At 42.6% G+C, this 18,250-nt stretch carries 16 protein-coding genes; 15 read left to right on the top strand and 1 reads right to left on the bottom strand.

The features are described from left to right. The first annotated feature begins 60 nt into the window (after positions 1-60). Genes recO through acpS form a run of 3 tightly spaced genes read left to right on the top strand, consistent with a single transcriptional unit; the run spans position 61 to position 1,912 of the window. A complete protein-coding gene (gene recO / locus K358_RS0115385; RefSeq protein ID WP_027697651.1) occupies positions 61-795 on the top strand; it encodes a DNA repair protein RecO in 735 nt (244 codons plus the stop codon). Positions 796-797: 2 nt separating this feature from the next. Continuing rightward, complete coding sequence (gene pdxJ, locus K358_RS0115380; protein WP_027697650.1) at positions 798-1,532, top strand: pyridoxine 5'-phosphate synthase; 735 nt, start codon at positions 798-800, stop codon at positions 1,530-1,532. Then, positions 1,532-1,912, top strand: coding sequence for a holo-ACP synthase (gene acpS, locus K358_RS0115375; protein WP_027697649.1), 381 nt, complete (start codon positions 1,532-1,534; stop codon positions 1,910-1,912). The genes pdxJ and acpS overlap by 1 nt, the downstream gene beginning before the upstream one ends. A gap of 103 nt (positions 1,913-2,015) precedes the next feature. On the opposite strand, the gene barA is transcribed toward acpS, so the two are convergent. Further along, positions 2,016-4,841: a two-component sensor histidine kinase BarA gene (gene barA / locus K358_RS0115370; protein WP_027697648.1), complete on the bottom strand. Its 2,826-nt coding sequence runs from the start codon at positions 4,839-4,841 to the stop codon at positions 2,016-2,018. Between the two features lie 191 nt (positions 4,842-5,032). On the opposite strand from barA, the gene rlmD reads away from it, so the two are divergent. The 12 genes from rlmD (at position 5,033) to K358_RS0115310 (ending at position 18,199) form a co-directional block, all read left to right on the top strand. Then, positions 5,033-6,409 (top strand): 23S rRNA (uracil(1939)-C(5))-methyltransferase RlmD, encoded by a 1,377-nt coding sequence (gene rlmD / locus K358_RS0115365; RefSeq protein ID WP_027697647.1) that lies wholly within the window; start codon positions 5,033-5,035, stop codon positions 6,407-6,409. A gap of 105 nt (positions 6,410-6,514) precedes the next feature. Next, a complete protein-coding gene (gene relA / locus K358_RS0115360) occupies positions 6,515-8,731 on the top strand; it encodes a GTP diphosphokinase (protein ID WP_027697646.1) in 2,217 nt (738 codons plus the stop codon). A gap of 133 nt (positions 8,732-8,864) precedes the next feature. Continuing rightward, positions 8,865-9,665 carry a nucleoside triphosphate pyrophosphohydrolase gene (mazG, locus tag K358_RS0115355; RefSeq protein WP_027697645.1) on the top strand — a complete coding sequence of 267 codons (801 nt, stop codon included), beginning with the start codon at positions 8,865-8,867 and terminating at the stop codon, positions 9,663-9,665. Between the two features lie 214 nt (positions 9,666-9,879). Further along, entirely contained in the window at positions 9,880-11,517 is a 1,638-nt protein-coding gene (locus K358_RS0115350; protein ID WP_027697644.1) for a CTP synthase, read from the top strand. 164 nt (positions 11,518-11,681) lie between these two features. Next, the gene (gene eno, locus K358_RS0115345; RefSeq protein WP_027697643.1) at positions 11,682-12,980 is read left to right on the top strand and encodes a phosphopyruvate hydratase; all 1,299 of its coding nucleotides are present in this window, start codon (positions 11,682-11,684) and stop codon (positions 12,978-12,980) included. Positions 12,981-13,359: 379 nt separating this feature from the next. Next, a complete protein-coding gene (gene ftsB, locus K358_RS0115340; protein WP_027697642.1) occupies positions 13,360-13,671 on the top strand; it encodes a cell division protein FtsB in 312 nt (103 codons plus the stop codon). A gap of 2 nt (positions 13,672-13,673) precedes the next feature. Then, positions 13,674-14,390, top strand: a complete 717-nt coding sequence (ispD, locus tag K358_RS0115335; RefSeq protein ID WP_027697641.1) for a 2-C-methyl-D-erythritol 4-phosphate cytidylyltransferase — start codon at positions 13,674-13,676, stop codon at positions 14,388-14,390. Positions 14,391-14,405: 15 nt separating this feature from the next. After that, positions 14,406-14,882 carry a 2-C-methyl-D-erythritol 2,4-cyclodiphosphate synthase gene (gene ispF / locus K358_RS0115330; protein WP_027697640.1) on the top strand — a complete coding sequence of 159 codons (477 nt, stop codon included), beginning with the start codon at positions 14,406-14,408 and terminating at the stop codon, positions 14,880-14,882. Positions 14,883-14,910: 28 nt separating this feature from the next. Then, positions 14,911-15,966, top strand: a complete 1,056-nt coding sequence (gene truD / locus K358_RS0115325) for a tRNA pseudouridine(13) synthase TruD (protein WP_027697639.1) — start codon at positions 14,911-14,913, stop codon at positions 15,964-15,966. 24 nt (positions 15,967-15,990) lie between these two features. After that, positions 15,991-16,734 carry a 5'/3'-nucleotidase SurE gene (surE, locus tag K358_RS0115320; RefSeq protein WP_027697638.1) on the top strand — a complete coding sequence of 248 codons (744 nt, stop codon included), beginning with the start codon at positions 15,991-15,993 and terminating at the stop codon, positions 16,732-16,734. Between the two features lie 15 nt (positions 16,735-16,749). Then, the gene (locus K358_RS0115315) at positions 16,750-17,376 is read left to right on the top strand and encodes a protein-L-isoaspartate(D-aspartate) O-methyltransferase (RefSeq protein ID WP_027697637.1); all 627 of its coding nucleotides are present in this window, start codon (positions 16,750-16,752) and stop codon (positions 17,374-17,376) included. An 82-nt stretch (positions 17,377-17,458) separates the two neighbouring features. Continuing rightward, entirely contained in the window at positions 17,459-18,199 is a 741-nt protein-coding gene (locus K358_RS0115310) for a peptidoglycan DD-metalloendopeptidase family protein (protein ID WP_226981046.1), read from the top strand. The last annotated feature ends 51 nt before the right edge of the window (positions 18,200-18,250 follow it).

Here is an 18,250-nt window from a genome sequence, read left to right as displayed (position 1 = left end):
CGTTTCTCGATATGCTAACTTCGAGAAACGAGCATTCGAGATTCGAGCTACGGAAAAATTATGTCTGACGCTTTAGGACTTCAACGCTGTTTTATCCTACATCGCCGTCCTTATACTGAAACTAGTCTCATCTTAGATGTGTTTAGTGAAGAGTACGGTCGCGTTAGCATTTTAGCCAAAGGGGCTCGTAGTAAACGTTCTAATCTAAAAGGGGTGTTACAACCCTTCACACCGCTACTGCTTAAATGGTTTGGCAAGGGCTCGATGCGCACGCTCAGGCAAGCCGAACCGATCAGTTTAGGTATCCCTCTCAATGGCATTAATCTTTATTCGGCGATGTATATCAATGAATTGATTAGCCGAGTGATTGAAAGCGAAACCGCTTATCCCGAATTATTCCATGACTACCTAGCTTCTTTGACGGAACTGGCGCAGGCAGATAACCCTGAACCAGCTTTACGTCGTTTTGAATTAGCCTTGCTGTCCTCGCTAGGCTATGGGGTGGATTTCTTACATTGTGCCGGTAGTGGCGAACCTGTGTCCGAAAAGATGACTTACCGTTATCGAGAACAAAAAGGCTTTATTGCGAGCGTAAGAAAGGATAACTTAACCTTTCTTGGGGATGAGTTGATTGCGATCAGTGAGCGCCGCTTCCTAACCAAACAACAATTACAAGCTGCTAAGCGTTTTACTCGAATGGCATTAAAGCCGTATCTTGGCAGTAAACCATTAAAAAGTCGGGAGCTATTTATGGCGCTTTCACCGTATAAAGCCATCCCGAAGACAAGGAGCTAACCATGAGTGAGATTTACTTGGGCGTCAATATTGACCACATCGCAACCGTCAGAAATGCCCGTGGCACTAAGTATCCCGATCCTGTGCATGCAGCAGAAATTGCAGAGCGTGCTGGGGCTGATGGCATTACAGTTCACCTACGTGAAGATCGCCGCCATATTAAAGATCGCGATGTGCGTATTTTAAGTGAAACCATTCAAACTCGTATGAACCTTGAAATGGCGGTTACCGATGAAATGGTGGAGATTGCGATTCAAACCAAACCTGAATATGTATGTTTAGTACCAGAAAAACGTGAAGAGTTAACGACTGAAGGTGGTTTGGATGTTGCAGGTCAATTAGATAAAGTTAAAGCAGCAACGCAAAAATTGACTCAAGCGGGCATTAAAGTGTCACTATTTATTGATGCTTCTCATGAGCAAATTGATGCAGCAAAAGCGTGTGGCGCGCCTTTTATCGAACTGCATACGGGACATTATGCGGATGCAGAATCGGATACTGAGCAACAAACTGAATTAAAGCGCATTGCTTCGGGTGCCACTTATGCACACAGTATTGGTATCAAAGTAAATGCAGGCCATGGTTTGACGTATCATAACGTGGCACCAATTGCCGCGTTACCTGAAATTTATGAGTTGAATATCGGTCACTCGATCATTGGCCGCGCCTTATTTGATGGCCTAGATAAAGCGGTTGCTGATATGAAAGCCATTATGCAGGAAGCGCGTTGTCGATAATGGCTATTGTTGGATTAGGCACAGATATTGCCGATATTGAACGTATCGAAAAAAGCTTGCAGCGTTCTGGGCAAGCTTTTGCTGAGCGTATTCTTCATCCGACTGAGTTGGCTATTTTTCATAGTTTAAAACAGCAAGGTCGTTATTTAGCAAAACGTTTTGCTGCCAAAGAAGCGGCATCTAAAGCACTCGGTACTGGCATTGCTTGTGGTGTGAGTTTTCAACACTTTGAAATTGCAAATGACGAATTGGGTAAACCGATTTTAACGCTACACGGCAAAGCAAAAGAAATTGCTCAAACACAAGCCGTTAGCCATATCCATTTATCGATTTCCGATGAAAAGCGTTACGCTATGGCGACGGTGATTTTAGAGTCCTAGTAGCGAATTTATCTACTACCTAAGTTGTCATAGATTAAATAATAAAAAACCGAGCTGTGTACTGTGAAGTAGGCTCGGTTTTTTTATTATTGGATATAAACCTTTACCCAATAAGGTACTGCTTCGAATCTTCTCTTACTTTTTCCATTTCATCCTGCAGCTCAAATAATTCAGGCTCTATTTCAGCGAGATCTTGCTCTGCTCTTAATGCAGTTTCAATGGTTGCGCATAGTGTTTGTAGCTTAGGTACGCCACTATAAGCACAGCTGCCATGTAGTTTATGGATAGTGGTAAGCAGTTGATTTTGTTGCTCACTGGGCTCTATCAGTGCTTTTTCTATCGACTCGTCTACCTCAGGTAAAAACTCAATCAACATTTGTAGCATATCTTTGGCTAATGCTTCCTTGTTAGCTGCTTGCTTTAAGGCGGTAGACCAATCAATACTAGACCCACCAATACTAGAAACTCTAGTACTAGAAATATCTGCTTGCAGACTAGTCGTGAACGCAGGGGTACTATCTAATTGGCTTTCTTTTAAATCCAACTTTTCAATGATGCCTTGCTCTGCATAAGGATTCCAATGCACCAGTACTTGATGCAGTACATGTTCTTCGATTGGTTTAGACAGGTAGTCATCCATTCCTGCTTGTAATAAGCGCTCTCTTTCACCGTCAATCGCATGAGCGGTCACCGCTATCACTGGAGTTTGATGATTGAGCTCGGTTTTTTTGATATTTTGACAAGCGGTTACCCCATCCATATCTGGCATTTGTATATCCATTAATATCACATCAAACTTCTGTAATTGTGCTTGCTCAACCGCCTGTGAACCACTGCTACAAGTAACAATACCTTCCACTTGCTCTTCTAATAGCGCGCAGATTAATTTCAAGTTCGCTGGGTTATCATCGACAGCCATCACCTTAAGTGGTAAGGCCGTTTTTGGTGGTTGAGGCGCTGCCAATAAAGTGGACTTTGCTTGATTTGGCAGCATAAGTTGAATCAGCTTACGGCGCACGATTGGTTTGGCGATACATTGAATTGGGTAGAGCTTGATTAAGTTTTCAGCTAACGCTAATTCCGTACTTGGCAGTCCAAGAATAAGTTGCGGCGATAAGGTTAACCCTTGCTGAATCATGGCAAATAAATTGCTTTGGTCGTGCTGGATATTCGGTGGTAAGTTGAGCAAAACAATATCAAAGCGATCAGGGCTATCTGCTAATTGTGCTTGATAAGTAACTTTCATGCCAACGCGAGTTAATTGCTGCTCAATAATTGCTGCAGCAGGCAGGTTCGGTTCAACTAAGAGAACCGATTTACTTTGTAGCGAAGAAGTATCAACTTGCGGTGCCATGGGCATATTAGTGGCTTGGAAAGTGACACTAAACCAGAATGTTGAACCTTGGTGTAAGCGACTGGTTAAGCTGATTTCACCACCCATCTGATTTACCAGGTTTTGAGTAATCACTAACCCTAAACCTGTACCACCATAACGGCGTGAAATGCTGGCATCGGCTTGACTGAATGCTTGGAATAATTGAGCTTGTTGACGCTCTGAAATACCAATACCGGTGTCACGTACCATGAATTGCACTTCGATATTTTTATCTTGGCTTGAGCGTAACTCGGCAACAATATCAATGTTGCCACGTTCAGTAAATTTGATTGCATTAGCCACTAGGTTAGTAAGTACTTGCTGTATGCGTAGTGGATCGCCAACTATACCTTGAGGGATGTTAGGGTCAATATTTAAAGTGATTTCTAGGCCTTTCTCATGAGCGCTGGTGGCTTGTAAGCTAACCACTTCATCTAAGGTGTCTTGTAAATCGAAAGGAATGTTTTCTAGTAGTAACTTGCCAGCTTCTAATTTAGAAAAGTCTAAGATGTCATTAATGATGGACAGTAAATTTTGCGCAGAACGTTCAATGGTTTGTAGGTAATCAACCTGGTTGGCGGTGAGCTCAGTTTTAAGCATTTGTCTGGCAAAGCCAATCACACCATTTAATGGAGTACGTAATTCATGCGACATATTGGCTAAAAACTCAGATTTAACTCTGGCCGCTTCTTGAGCGCGTTTCTTGGCAATATCAAGCTCAATGTTTTGAATTTCTAGCTGCTCTAGCGTTTCACGTAAATCTGAAGTGGCTTGGTCAATACTATGCTGCATTTCAATATGATATTCAGACAGTGACATCGCCATGGCATTGATACCACTTTTTAAGGTATCGAGTTCACCATGCAGCTTGCCTTCAATTCGCACATCGAGATGACCACGGCGAATTCGGTCAACTACGCTCACCATATGAGAAATCGGTAGAGTAACATCCCGCATGAGTCGATAAGCAAAAAATCCCGACAGGCCCATACCGAGTAGTAATACAATTAAAGCGGCAAAGATTTCTTGGTATTGCTGTAAGCGCAATGACGATAAATCGAGCTCCATTGCGATATAGCCCAAAGCTTGATTGGGCCCCACTTCTTTACCACTCGGGCTGGAAAATTGACCTTCCGCTAATATAGGCGAACGTAAGATCATTAAATTAGGGTTTGTTTTAGATTGAGTGATTGAACTAAGAAGCGGGATCGGTTTACTTCTATCAAAAGTGAGAGACTGAAAATCAGGGTGAAAATTAGAGGTTACGAATAGTTCGTGATGAGTATCAAACACCGCAATACTACGTACGATATCAGAGTGCTTACGGTGGGCGTAACTTATCAGGCGACGTACCGCTTCACGACTTTGCTGAGTCATGCCATATTCACTGGCGATGGCTAAAGGCTCGATAATATCCGTCCCAGACGTGATAAGCTGAGTCTCAAGATCGTTATAGCGATTTAAAGTGAAAAATGTGCTTAATAATAAGCCAATGATCAACGTCGGTGCTAACGTTAATGTAATTACGCGGGCGCGCAAGCCATACCTTGTCATGATTCTTTAATTACAAGCCTGTCTGGATATGGGAAAATAGCAATAATTCTGATTATCGCCAATGTGCACTTAGCTTAATCAACTAGGCGACATTCGACAATCATTGTTATGAATAAACACGAATTAAGCCCGATAATATATTTACTGATAAAGGCATGATGACCTTTATATATTTATGGATACTTGCACCAATGGTCAATTTTTACCAAGCCAAGAAAAATACAACTAATAATCAAAAACATCAGACTGTGACCATTGATAAGCTCGATCATCAAGGTGCCGGTATTGCGTATTACAATAATAAGCCGATGTTTGTGGAAGGCGCACTGCCGCAAGAAAAGGTGTTGGTTCAACCGAGTGAAGAGAAAAGCAAATATTCACGGGCAAAAATTATCAGCATACAGCAGCCGAGTAGTCATCGGGTTGAGCCTTTTTGTCCGCATTATCAAATTTGTGGGGGCTGTAATATGCAGCATTTGGATCATAATGATCAAATTACGCATAAGACCACATCACTGCATCATTTAATGGCAAAATTCGCCCAACCTAATCTTGTGATGGCTGAGACTATCCGCTCTAAGAGCACAGGTTATCGACGTCGAGCTCGCATCAGTATGTTGTTTGATAGCAAGCTGCAACAATTACAATTTGGCTTTAGACAAAAAGCCAGTAAGCAAATTGCAAACGTCACCGATTGTCCCGTTTTAGAACCGGTATTAAATAAACTGCTGCCAGAAATAAAATCTATGTTGCAAGCTTTTGATAACCCAAGAGCGCTAGGGCATGTTGAGGTGGTGTTTGATGGACAGCGTAAAGCCTTGTTATTGCGTCACACTGCGGCATTAACCGAACAAGAACAGCAAAGTTTATTGGCGTTTGCTCAGCCACATGAGGTGACAATCTACTTGTTAGGTAATAGTGGTGAACTAGACTGTTTGACGGGGGAGCCTCTGCAATGCATCGAGACAGGTAATAATATTGATTTTCTGCCGACAGACTTTATTCAAGTTAACCAAGCGGTAAACCAAGCGATGGTTGCTCAGGCGATTTCATGGTTAGCGATCACTAAAAATGATCGCATACTGGATTTATTCTGCGGTTTAGGTAATTTTAGTTTGGCGCTCGCTCAGCAGGCTCAATCGGTTGTCGGCGTTGAAGGCATTCAAGCCATGGTAGATAGAGCGAGATCCAACGCCCAAATCAACCAACTAGATAACCTAGAGTTCTATCAAGCTGATCTAGAGCAAGACTTCACCCAAACATCATGGGCTAAAAAGGCGTTTGATAAAGTGTTACTCGATCCGGCTCGAGCTGGGGCATCCGGTATTATCGATAAAATGTCCGATCTGGGCGCTAAAACCGTGGTTTATGTCTCGTGTAACCCCGCGACATTAGCCAGAGATAGCCATAGTCTACAAAAGCAAGGTTATCAGCTGAAAAAGCTGGGCATGATCGATATGTTTCCGCATACCAGCCATTTAGAATCAATGGCGCTGTTTGAAAAAGTCGCCAAAACAAACAAGAAGAACCTTAAGAATAAAAAGCCGACGAAACTGAAATTATTTTAATAGATTTTCAATTACGAAGATAAGTTTAAGGTTGAATAAAAAAGTCGTCATTTGGCGGATATGCATCAGCATCACCTTTAAAGATTAGATAAACAGGATAGTGTAATGGTCGCAGTTAGAAGCGCACATTTGAATAAGAATGAAGAGTTTGAACTGGAATCTTGGATTGCAAGCCTACATCAAGACGGCAAGACCAGTAATAAATTGACGCAAGTCTATCAAGCGTGTGAAAGCTTACTAAAAGATCATCCAGAGCGTTCATTGCTGATATGGCGTGGCCGAGAGATGATTGAAATACTGATCACCTTGTCGATGGATCGACCGACTTTATTGGCAGCGCAGCTTTTTCCAATTGTCACGGCGGGATTGTTTGAGCGTGAAGCCTTAGTTGAAAAGTACGGCAAAGAAATCGTAAAGCTGATTGATGGCGTAGAAGAAATGGCCGCGATTGGTCAGTTAAACGTGAGTCTTGATGATTCAGAAGCTTCAGCGCAAGTGGATAATGTCCGTCGCATGCTACTGGCGATGGTCGATGATTTTCGTTGCGTTGTCATAAAGCTGGCTGAGCGTATTTGTAATTTACGTGAAGTCAAAAATGAGCCAAATGAAATTCGTCAAGCAGCGGCGAAAGAGTGCTCCAACATTTATGCCCCATTAGCCAACCGTTTAGGTATCGGTCAACTTAAGTGGGAAATTGAAGATTACGCTTTCCGTTATCAACAGTCTGATATCTATAAAAAAATTGCCAAACAGCTTTCTGAGCGCCGAATCGTTCGAGAGCAATACATTCATGACTTTGTGACCAATTTATCCAAAGACATGAAAGCGGCCAATATTAATGCTGAAGTCAGTGGCCGACCAAAACACATCTACAGCATTTGGCGTAAAATGCAGAAAAAGAACCTTGCATTTGATGAATTATTTGACGTGCGTGCGGTAAGGATCATTGCAGACCAATTGCAAGATTGTTACGCCGCTCTAGGCATGGTGCACACCAAATATAAGCACCTACCTAGTGAGTTTGATGACTATGTTGCCAATCCTAAACCCAATGGTTATCAATCGATTCACACCGTGGTGCTTGGCCCTGAAGGCAAAACCATTGAGATCCAAATTCGTACCAAGCAAATGCATGAGGATTCAGAGCTAGGGGTTGCCGCACACTGGAAATACAAAGAAGGCAGTTCGGCAGGCCGCAGTGGTTACGATGAAAAGATCACCTGGCTACGTAAGCTGATTGATTGGCAAGAAGAGATGGCGGATTCTGGCGAAATGCTGGATGAACTACGCAGCCAAGTGTTTGATGACCGCGTTTATGCCTTTACACCACGCGGCGATGTGGTTGATCTACCGATGGGTGCAACGCCACTGGATTTTGCCTATCACATTCACTCTGAAGTCGGTCATCGCTGTATTGGTGCAAAAGTAGGCGGGCGCATCGTTCCGTTTACTCATAAACTGGCGATGGGCGACCAAGTCGAAATCATTACTCAAAAAGAGCCGAACCCCTCTCGTGATTGGCTCAACCCTAATTTAGGTTTTGTCCATTCAGGCCGTGCTCGCGCCAAAATCAACGCTTGGTTTAGAAAGCAAGGCCGCGAGAAAAACTTAGAAGCGGGTAAGGATATTCTTGAAGCCGAATTGCAAAAAATTGGCGCGACGCTAAAAGATGCCCAACAGTACGCATTAAAACGTTTCAACGTGAATACGCCTGATGAGCTATATGCCGGAATTGGCAGTGGCGATTTACGTATTAACCAAGTCGTCAATCACATTAATGCCTTAGTAAATAAGCCAACCGCCGAAGAAGAAGACCAACAAGCGCTGGCTAAACTGCAAGAATCACAAGTGTCGCAACAAAGCCGCCCTCGTAAAGATGCCGTTGTGGTGCAAGGGGTCGATAACCTTATGAACCACTTGGCTCGTTGTTGTCAGCCGATCCCTGGTGATGACATTTGCGGTTATATCACTCAAGGTCGAGGTATTTCAGTACATCGTACCGACTGTGAGCAACTTGAAGAGTTAAGGCATCACGCACCAGAACGTATCATTGAAACCGTTTGGGGAAGTGGCTTTACTGGTCTGTACATTCTGACTATTCGAATTGAAGCTCTAGAGCGCGGTGGACTACTCAAAGATATTACTGCACTGTTTGCCAATGAAAAACTGAAAGTCAGCAGTATGAATGGGCGCACGGATTACAAACGTCAGATAGCGATCATGGACTTTAATTTAGAAGTGCAGAATGTCGAAATCTTATCGCGGATTATCGCTCGGATTGAACAGCTCAAAGATGTATTAAGAGTGAAACGTCTGAAGTAATTTTATCAATTCAAACCTCAACACCGCTTATATACCCAAGTTATTAGAGTATATAAGCGGTGTTTTGTTATCTAAACCCAGTATCTATTTAATCTCAGCAGAGGTTATTTAAAAAGAACATAAAGAGAAAGTCATGACAGTACCAATTGAACAACTCAAATCCATCATGCAGCAGTTACGCGATCCTGAAAATGGTTGTCCTTGGGATAAACAACAAACCTTTGATTCTATTGTGCCTCATACCATAGAAGAAACTTATGAAGTCGTGGATGCGATCCACAATCAAGATTGGAAAAACCTACAAGAAGAGTTAGGTGATTTGCTGTTTCAAGTGATTTTCTACAGCCAGATGGCCAGCGAGCAACAACTATTTGATTTTGATGATGTGGTAAAGGGCGTGAACGAGAAACTCATACGTCGCCATCCTCATGTGTTTGCAGATGAAAATATTGAGACAGAAGATGAACTGAATGCGCGTTGGGAACAAGAGAAGCAAAACGAAAAATTACAACAAGGCAAAGTAGAAGAAAGTATTCTAGACTCTATACCAAAAGCATTACCAGCCTTATCTCGAGCCAATAAGTTACAGAAAAAATGCGCTAAATACGGTTTTGATTGGGGTACCTTAGGGCCAGTCGTGGATAAGGTTCATGAAGAAATTGATGAAGTTATGGAAGAAGCCTTACAGGTTGATAAAAACGAGCAACGCATTGAAGAAGAGTTAGGTGATTTGATGTTTGCTACCGTTAATTTAGTTAGGCATCTAGGCAAAGATCCTGAAGTGGCCTTAGCTAAAGCAAACCATAAATTCGAGCGTCGTTTTCGAGGGGTAGAGTCAATCATCTCTGGGCAAGGTAAAGTATTGACCGATTGCTCACTGCAAGAGCTGGATATTCAGTGGGAAAATGTAAAATTAGCAGAAAAAAGAATATAATAAATACTTTTGATGCTTATTGATTGTTTTATATAGATATTATTTATCTGTAACACGTGGCTTTCCTTGCTGAGATAGCTAAATTGATTTGAAGCAAGAAATAAATTAATCGAGTGTGATAGATTTCACGTTGTAGCGGAAAAGGGGTTCTGGTATATTTTCATCCCGTCCAGAAGTAATCCATTTCCCTCATTCAACCAATTTCAGGTTAAGCATGACGACAAATTACATTTTTGTTACTGGTGGGGTCGTATCCTCTCTAGGTAAAGGTATTGCAGCAGCATCACTTGCAGCGATTTTAGAAGCTCGTGGTCTTAAAGTGACCATGATGAAACTAGACCCATACATCAACGTGGATCCAGGCACAATGAGCCCGATTCAGCATGGTGAAGTATTCGTTACTGAAGATGGCGCTGAAACCGATCTCGATCTTGGTCACTACGAACGTTTTATTCGTACCAAGATGAGCAAACGTAATAACTTTACGTCAGGTCGTGTTTACGAAGATGTTCTACGTAAAGAGCGTCGCGGTGACTACCTAGGTGCAACCATTCAGGTTATTCCTCATATCACAAACTCAATCAAAGACCGCATCATTGCTGGCTCTGAAGGTCACGATATCGCGATCGTTGAAATTGGTGGTACGGTAGGTGATATCGAATCTCTACCATTTATGGAAGCCATTCGTCAGCTAGCGGTTGAAGTTGGTCGTGAGAATGCATTATTTATGCACTTAACTTTAGTTCCTTACCTTGCTACCGCAGGTGAAGTGAAAACTAAGCCAACTCAGCACTCTGTAAAAGAATTACTTTCTATTGGTATTCAACCAGATATTTTAGTTTGTCGTAGTGACCGTATCATTCCGGCTAACGAACGTAAGAAAATTGCACTATTCTGTAATGTGCAAGAAAAAGCCGTGATCTCAATGAAAGATGTGGATTCTATCTATAAGATCCCACAACTGATTCGTGCGCAAGGCTTAGATGACCTAGTGTGTACTCGTTTTGGTATCAGTGCTCCTGAAGCCGATCTGAGCGAGTGGGAACAAGTGATTTACGAAGAAGCAAATCCAACCGGTGAAGTGACTATCGGTATGGTTGGTAAATACACTGAATTACCAGATGCATACAAATCGGTTAACGAAGCATTAAAACACGCAGGTTTGAAAAATCGCCTAAGCGTTAATATTAAGTATGTTGATTCTCAAGATCTTGAGTCTAAAGGTGTTGAGCTACTTGAAGGTATCGATGCGATTTTAGTACCAGGTGGCTTTGGTGACCGTGGTATTGAAGGTAAAATCCTTGCGGCTCAATATGCTCGTGAAAACAAAGTTCCATATTTAGGTATTTGTCTAGGTATGCAAGTAGCACTCATTGAATATGCGCGTAATGTCGCGGGTATGGAAGGTGCACACTCAACTGAGTTTAACAAAGAAACCAAATTCCCAGTGGTTGGTTTAATCACTGAATGGGTAGATAAAGAAGGTAACGTTGAAGAGCGTACTGAAGCATCAGATCTAGGCGGCACTATGCGTCTAGGTTCTCAGCTTTGTCACCTAGAAAAAGGCACCAAAGCGTACGAGTTGTACGGTAATACTCAAATTCATGAGCGTCACCGTCACCGTTACGAAGTGAACAACAACTTTCGTCCTCAAATTGAGAAAGCAGGTCTGAAAGTATCTGGTCTTTCGGCTGATAAAAAACTAGTGGAAGTGATTGAAAACCCGAATCATCCTTGGTTTGTGGCTGCTCAGTTCCACCCTGAATTCACATCAACGCCTCGAGATGGTCATCCATTATTTGCAGGCTTTGTAAACGCGGCTGGTCAAAAGCAACGTGGTGAATTTGAATAATTGCCTTTGGCAACTAATCTAATTAGCAATAATTTGAATTAGTAATGGTTCTAATTAGAAGTAATTTGAAAGTAAGATGTAAAAGGGATACAGGTAGTGGCTCTAGTTGTGCGACTACCCATTAAATTGACATTTATATTTAAATTGAACGAGAGGAAACATCAATGTCTAAGATCGTTAAAGTTCTAGGTCGCGAAATCATCGATTCACGTGGTAACCCAACAGTAGAAGCTGAAGTACACCTAGAAGGTGGCTTTGTAGGTATGGCTGCTGCTCCATCTGGTGCATCAACTGGTTCTCGTGAAGCTCTTGAATTACGTGACGGCGACAAATCACGTTTCCTAGGTAAAGGTGTTCTTAAAGCTATCGAAGCAGTAAACGGCGCAATCGCTACTGCTCTAGTGGGTAAAGACGCTAAAGACCAAGCTGCAATCGACCAAGTAATGATCGATTTAGACGGCACAGAAAACAAATCTAACTTTGGTGCTAACGCAATCCTTGCTGTTTCTCTAGCAAACGCAAAAGCTGCTGCAGCTGCTAAAGGTATGCCTTTGTTCGAGCACATCGCTGAACTAAACGGCACTCCAGGCGTATTCTCTATGCCTCTACCAATGATGAATATCATCAACGGTGGTGAGCACGCTGATAACAACGTTGATATCCAAGAATTCATGATTCAACCAGTTGGCGCGAAAACAATCAAAGAAGCGCTACGCATCGGCGCAGAAGTATTCCACAACCTAGCTAAAGTACTTAAAGCTAAAGGCCTAAGCACTGCAGTTGGTGATGAAGGTGGTTTCGCTCCTAACCTAGAATCAAACGCTGCTGCACTAGCTGCAATCAAAGAAGCGGTTGAGCAAGCTGGCTACGTTCTTGGTAAAGACGTAACTTTAGCAATGGACTGTGCAGCATCTGAGTTCTACGACAAAGAAGCTGGCAACTACAACATGAAAGGCGAAGGTAAAATCTTCACTTCTGAAGAGTTCAACCACTACCTAGCTGATCTAGCTAACCAGTACCCAATCGTTTCTATCGAAGACGGCCTAGACGAATCAGATTGGGATGGCTTCAAGCACCAAACTGAACTACTAGGTGACAAACTTCAACTAGTCGGTGATGACCTGTTCGTAACTAACACTAAGATCCTTGCTAAAGGTATCGAAATGGGTGTTGCTAACTCTATCCTTATCAAATTCAACCAAATCGGTTCTCTAACTGAGACTCTAGCTGCAATCAAGATGGCTAAAGATGCAGGTTACACAGCTGTAATCTCTCACCGTTCTGGCGAAACTGAAGATGCAACTATCGCTGACCTAGCGGTAGGTACTGCTGCAGGCCAAATCAAAACTGGTTCTATGAGCCGTTCTGACCGTGTTGCTAAGTACAACCAATTAATCCGTATCGAAGAAGCTCTAGGTGCTAAAGCTCCTTTCAACGGTCTTAAAGAAGTTAAAGGTCAATAATTCATCATTGAATTAGTTTGATTGATACTTTGAAATCCTCGTTTCGGCGGGGATTTTTTTGATCTTAGGAATATGTTGCTTGTAGCTTGAGCGCTTTGCTTCTCGTTTTTCGAAGGTGAAAAACTGAGCTGATTTTCGAGGACGTTCCACTCGGGAGCCGAAAAGACTATGGCGAATTTTATATTGAGTGTTGCGCGTAAAAGTAACTGCGAACGCGGTTAAGCTTTTCCTAGAAACCAGGGACTAGAAACTAGGGACCAATACCCACGCCTCGTAGCCACGACCCATCCTTATTCTTTCCAACTTTTCACCTGTATTATTATGCTTCAATTCTTCGAATGAGGTATCATTAGCGCAAGAATTTTATAGCGAGTAGATGATGCGGATATTTACTTTAGTACTGATTGCCATCTTGGCTACCCTGCAATATGACTTATTTTTTGGTAAGAACGGTGTTCTTGATTATCAAGCGGTTCATTCTGATATTGCAGTGCAGCAAGAGGTAAATAATAGTTTGAAAAAGCGCAATCACCTGATGTTTGCTGAGATTGATGATTTGCGCCAAGGGCTAGATGCGATTGAAGAGCGTGCTCGCCATGAATTGGGTATGATCAAAAACGGTGAAACTTTTTATCGAATTATTGGTGATGACTCAGAAGCCAATACCACGTTTAATTCAGATGATAATTAACCATGACTAAGTTTCCACAGCAGTTTGCTGTCGTGGTGCCAGCCGCCGGGGTTGGTAAACGTATGCAGGCTAACCATCCCAAGCAGTATTTATCTCTGCATGATAAAACCATTCTTGAGCACACGGTCGAAAATTTATTATCACACCCTCAAATCGAATTGGTGGTAATTGCAGTGAGCGACGGCGATGAATATTTCTCAGAGCTTGCCTTAGCCAAAGCTGACAATGTTATTCGAGTCGCTGGTGGGCAAGAGCGTGTTGATTCCGTACTTTCCGGGTTGGAATATCTATCTCAAAATCATGCAGACCAATATTCATGGGTCATGGTGCATGATGCAGCGCGTCCTTGTTTAACTCATGACGATATCAACAAATTAATTAATCAGTGCCAGCAAGCGCACCGCGGTGGCATTTTAGCCGCGCCAGTACGTGACACCATGAAACGTTCTTGTGTTCAAAATGGCTTGAATACCATTGAGCAAACCGTCGACCGCAGTCAATTATGGCACGCATTAACGCCGCAGCTTTTTCCGCTTATTGAACTAAAATCAGCTTTAGTCGATGGATTAATCAACCAAAAGGTTATTACTGATGAAGCCTCCGCGATGGAGCTGTCAGGCTACCAACCATTACTGGTCCAAGGTCGCTCCGATAACCTTAAAGTCACCCAGCCTGAAGATTTGGCCCTAGCGGAATTTTTCCTATCTCAGCGTAAATAAATAATAGGTAATGTAATGATTCGAATCGGTCATGGTTTTGACGTGCATAAATTTGGTGGTGAAGGCCCAGTTATCATTGGTGGTGTCGCCATTCCTTATGAACAAGGTTTAATTGCTCACTCTGATGGCGATGTTGCGCTACATGCACTAACCGATGCTTTACTAGGGGCGATTGCGGCTGGAGATATTGGTAAGCATTTTCCAGATACCGACGATAAGTGGAAAGACGCAGATAGCCGAGCTTTACTACGCGAAGTGTATCGCTTTGTTAAACAGAAAGGTTATGTATTGGGCAATGCAGATGTCACTATCATCGCTCAAGCACCGAAAATGCTGCCATTTATTCAAAGCATGCGCGAAGCCATCGCCGCTGATTTAGAAACCGATATTGATAATATTAATGTCAAAGCGACCACTACCGAAAAATTGGGTTTTACTGGTCGTAAAGAAGGCATTGCATGCGAAGCGGTTGCATTAATCGTTCGCCAATAAATTTTATAAATAAAAAAGATCTTAATTCATGACTGATATTCTAGCGCCATTTGCATACTTACTGGGTAAACCTGTAGCTCAAGCCAAACTGAAATCTAAAGCGGAGGATTTTCAAGTGATTGAAGATCTAGGTTTTGAGTTCTCAGGTGACGGCGAACACTTGATGGTGCGAATTCGTAAGCAAGGTGAAAACACGACCTTTGTTGCCAATGAAATCGCAAGATTGTGCGGCGTGCCATCGAAAAATGTCGGTTGGGCAGGTTTAAAAGATCGTCATGCGGTGACTGAGCAATGGTTAAGCGTTCATCTACCAAAGCCGGATATGAGTTTTGATGCTAAAGCTTTAGAGCAACAGTACCCAAGTATTAAAGTGCTTGAGACCGCCCGTCATAATAAAAAACTGCGTCCGGGTGATCTGGTCGGTAATCAGTTCGTGATTCGTCTGGTTGATGTGACGGATATTAACGATGTGATTGAGCGTCTGGAAAAGATCAAACAAAGTGGCGTGCCAAACTACTATGGTTCACAACGTTTTGGTCGTGATGGTAATAACTTGGCGGAAGCTCGTCGTTGGGGACGTGATAATGTGCGCACTCGTAATCAAAATAAACGCAGCATGTATTTATCGACCGCACGCTCTTGGATCTTCAATCATATTTTGTCTCATCGAATTGAGAATGGCTTGTTCAATCAGCTAGTTGAAGGTGATTTAGTTCAAAATGCTCAAGGCAAATTACTGACCGTAGAAGCCGATACGCTAGAATCATTACAATCTCAACTTGAACAAGGTAGTGTATTTTTAACCTCAGCATTGGCGGGAGATAACGCGCTTCCAACTCAAGGTTTAGCACAACAACTTGAAAATCAATTTCTAGATGCCGAAGAAGATTTGATGAAGCTTATCCGTGGTAACCGTATGCGCCATGATCGCCGTGTGGTGGGATTAAAAGCCGATAACATGAATTGGCAAGTTGATGGCAGCGATGTTGTGGTGTCGTTTTCTCTACCAGCAGGATGCTTTGCTACCTCGATTTTAAGAGAAGTGGCTGATGCGGTTGAAGTTGAGCGTGTTTACGAAAGTTAATCGACAGATCTTCAAGGAAGAATCATGAAAATATTATTAAGTAACGATGATGGTGTGAATGCTCAGGGGATCAATACCTTGGCCGAAGTATTGTCAGAGATCGCTGAGATCATCATTGTGGCACCAGATCGTAATCGATCGGGTGCTTCAAATTCATTAACATTAGAAACACCACTTCGCGTGACACAAGTTCGCCCGAATGTCTATTCCGTGCAAGGGACTCCGACCGATTGTGTCCACTTTGCTTTAAATGAATTACTAAAGTCGGATATGCCCGATTTAGTGGTTTCAGGGATCAATCATGGTGCAAACCTAGGCGATGACGTATTGTATTCCGGTACAGTTGCAGCGGCAATGGAAGGGCATTTTTTAGGTGTTCAATCGATAGCTATTTCGCTGGTGGGGAAAACCCATTTTGATACTGCGGCACAAATTGCTAAAGATCTGGTTTTACAGCATGTGAAAAACCCGGTTCCGGCTAACCATTTGATCAGTGTTAATGTTCCTGATTTAGCTCTCGATCAGCTTGGAGCGACTCGAGTGACTCGACTTGGCGCACGTCATCATGCGGAAGATATGATTAAACAAAAAGATCCACGTGGTGCTGATATCTACTGGCTTGGTCCTCCGGGAAAAGAAGCGGATGCGGGTGAAGGTACCGATTTCTATGCCATAGAAAAAGGCGAGGTGTCGATTACGCCATTACGCGTTGATCTTACGGCACATGAAGCGATAGAAAAAATGAAACACTGGGTTAGCCCAAAATAAACATCACAGGCAATAATGAAGAATATCAAAGCAGATCAACTCGTCTCTATTTTGCAGCACAAAGGCATTAAAGATCCTCAACTTCTAGAGGTAATGAGAAGCTTGCCCCGCGAGTACTTCTTATCTGAAGCGATGCGTCATCAAGCGTATGATAATAATGCGCTGCCTATTGGGGCTGGACAGACAATCTCTCAGCCTTATATCGTGGCAAAAATGACCGAACTATTGAATTTAAAGCCCAATAGTCGAGTTCTAGAAGTTGGCACTGGATCGGGTTACCAAACCGCCGTATTGTCAAAAATGGTTGATCATGTTTATTCAATAGAGCGCATTAAGTCCTTACAGTGGGATGCCAAGCGTCGTTTGAAACATTTAGATATTTACAATGTCTCAACTAAGCATGGTGACGGCTGGCAAGGTTGGCCATCGAAAGGTCCATTTGATGCGATTATTGTCACTGCGGCGGCTTCCCATCATCCACAAGCGTTAGTTGACCAATTAGCTGAAGGCGGCGTTTTGGTGGTACCAATAGGTGATGAACATCAAGAATTGATAAAAATCGAAAGAAAAAAAGGGGAGTGTGTTTCTACTTTGGTAGAAGTCGTTCGTTTTGTCCCTCTAATCGCGGGCGATTTAGCCTAATAAACGAAAGGTACTCAGGTTGTTATCGATAAGAAATACGCTAATTGCTTTGTTTTGTCTCACTTTTTTAGCAGCGTGTTCATTGAACCCAGCTAAAAATGATCGTGGTAGCTATAAGGGTAGTTATTACGTCGTTGAAAAAGGTGATTCGGTCTACTTAATTTCTTATTTAGCAGATAAAAATGTTAATGACATCATTAATTTCAACCACCTAAAGCCCCCTTACACTATTCATCCTGGTCAAAAATTAAATTTGTGGCGTCCGGTTTACATCCCGCCAGCATTTGATGGTACCGGTGCTGGAGATAGCCAAGTGGCCTCAACTTCTACGACTAAAGTGGCACAAAAACACAACGCTTCCCCAGTTGTGCAATCACAGTCAAAGGAGTATGTTGAGCCTCAAGCAACACAAAATAATAATAAACCTGTCACACAATCTACATCGAGTAATGACAAGGTAGAACGCTGGGTGTGGCCAACAAGAGGACGAGTAATTAGTAAGTTCTCAGTTGGTGACCAAGGTAACAAAGGGATAGATATCGCAGGGCAACGAGGGCAGGACGTAGTATCAACCGCAGCAGGTGTTGTGGTGTATGCAGGTAATGCACTTCGAGGTTATGGGAATCTGATTATTATTAAACATAATGATGAGTATCTCAGCGCTTATGCCCATAACGATAGTTTATCGATAACAGAAGGTCAGTCTGTAAAAACTGGCCAGAAAATTGCATCGATGGGAAGTACGGGCACCAATAGTGTTCGACTACACTTCGAAATTCGATACAAAGGTAAGTCAGTCAATCCAGAAAACTACTTGGAGTAGACCTATTTGGGAATGACGAGACTTACAATAATGACATATTAAGTTGTTATG

This window comes from Vibrio litoralis DSM 17657, assembly GCF_000426765.1.
Lineage (GTDB): Bacteria > Pseudomonadota > Gammaproteobacteria > Enterobacterales > Vibrionaceae > Vibrio > Vibrio litoralis.
Note: the sequence above shows the minus strand (reverse complement) of the source record. Positions and strands in the feature narration are given on the sequence as shown.

What these genes read in the sequence shown, in the direction of transcription:
- K358_RS0115315 (WP_027697637.1), top strand. Translation starts at nt 16,750, where the DNA reads ATGAAGAATATCAAAGCAGATCAACTCGTCTCTATTTTGCAGCACAAA.
- relA (WP_027697646.1), top strand. Translation starts at nt 6,515, where the DNA reads ATGGTCGCAGTTAGAAGCGCACATTTGAATAAGAATGAAGAGTTTGAA.
- eno (WP_027697643.1), top strand. Translation starts at nt 11,682, where the DNA reads ATGTCTAAGATCGTTAAAGTTCTAGGTCGCGAAATCATCGATTCACGT.
- surE (WP_027697638.1), top strand. Translation starts at nt 15,991, where the DNA reads ATGAAAATATTATTAAGTAACGATGATGGTGTGAATGCTCAGGGGATC.
- acpS (WP_027697649.1), top strand. Translation starts at nt 1,532, where the DNA reads ATGGCTATTGTTGGATTAGGCACAGATATTGCCGATATTGAACGTATC.
- barA (WP_027697648.1), bottom strand. Translation starts at nt 4,841, where the DNA reads ATGACAAGGTATGGCTTGCGCGCCCGCGTAATTACATTAACGTTAGCA.
- pdxJ (WP_027697650.1), top strand. Translation starts at nt 798, where the DNA reads ATGAGTGAGATTTACTTGGGCGTCAATATTGACCACATCGCAACCGTC.
- K358_RS0115350 (WP_027697644.1), top strand. Translation starts at nt 9,880, where the DNA reads ATGACGACAAATTACATTTTTGTTACTGGTGGGGTCGTATCCTCTCTA.
- truD (WP_027697639.1), top strand. Translation starts at nt 14,911, where the DNA reads ATGACTGATATTCTAGCGCCATTTGCATACTTACTGGGTAAACCTGTA.
- ispD (WP_027697641.1), top strand. Translation starts at nt 13,674, where the DNA reads ATGACTAAGTTTCCACAGCAGTTTGCTGTCGTGGTGCCAGCCGCCGGG.
- rlmD (WP_027697647.1), top strand. Translation starts at nt 5,033, where the DNA reads ATGGTCAATTTTTACCAAGCCAAGAAAAATACAACTAATAATCAAAAA.
- recO (WP_027697651.1), top strand. Translation starts at nt 61, where the DNA reads ATGTCTGACGCTTTAGGACTTCAACGCTGTTTTATCCTACATCGCCGT.
- mazG (WP_027697645.1), top strand. Translation starts at nt 8,865, where the DNA reads ATGACAGTACCAATTGAACAACTCAAATCCATCATGCAGCAGTTACGC.
- ispF (WP_027697640.1), top strand. Translation starts at nt 14,406, where the DNA reads ATGATTCGAATCGGTCATGGTTTTGACGTGCATAAATTTGGTGGTGAA.
- ftsB (WP_027697642.1), top strand. Translation starts at nt 13,360, where the DNA reads ATGCGGATATTTACTTTAGTACTGATTGCCATCTTGGCTACCCTGCAA.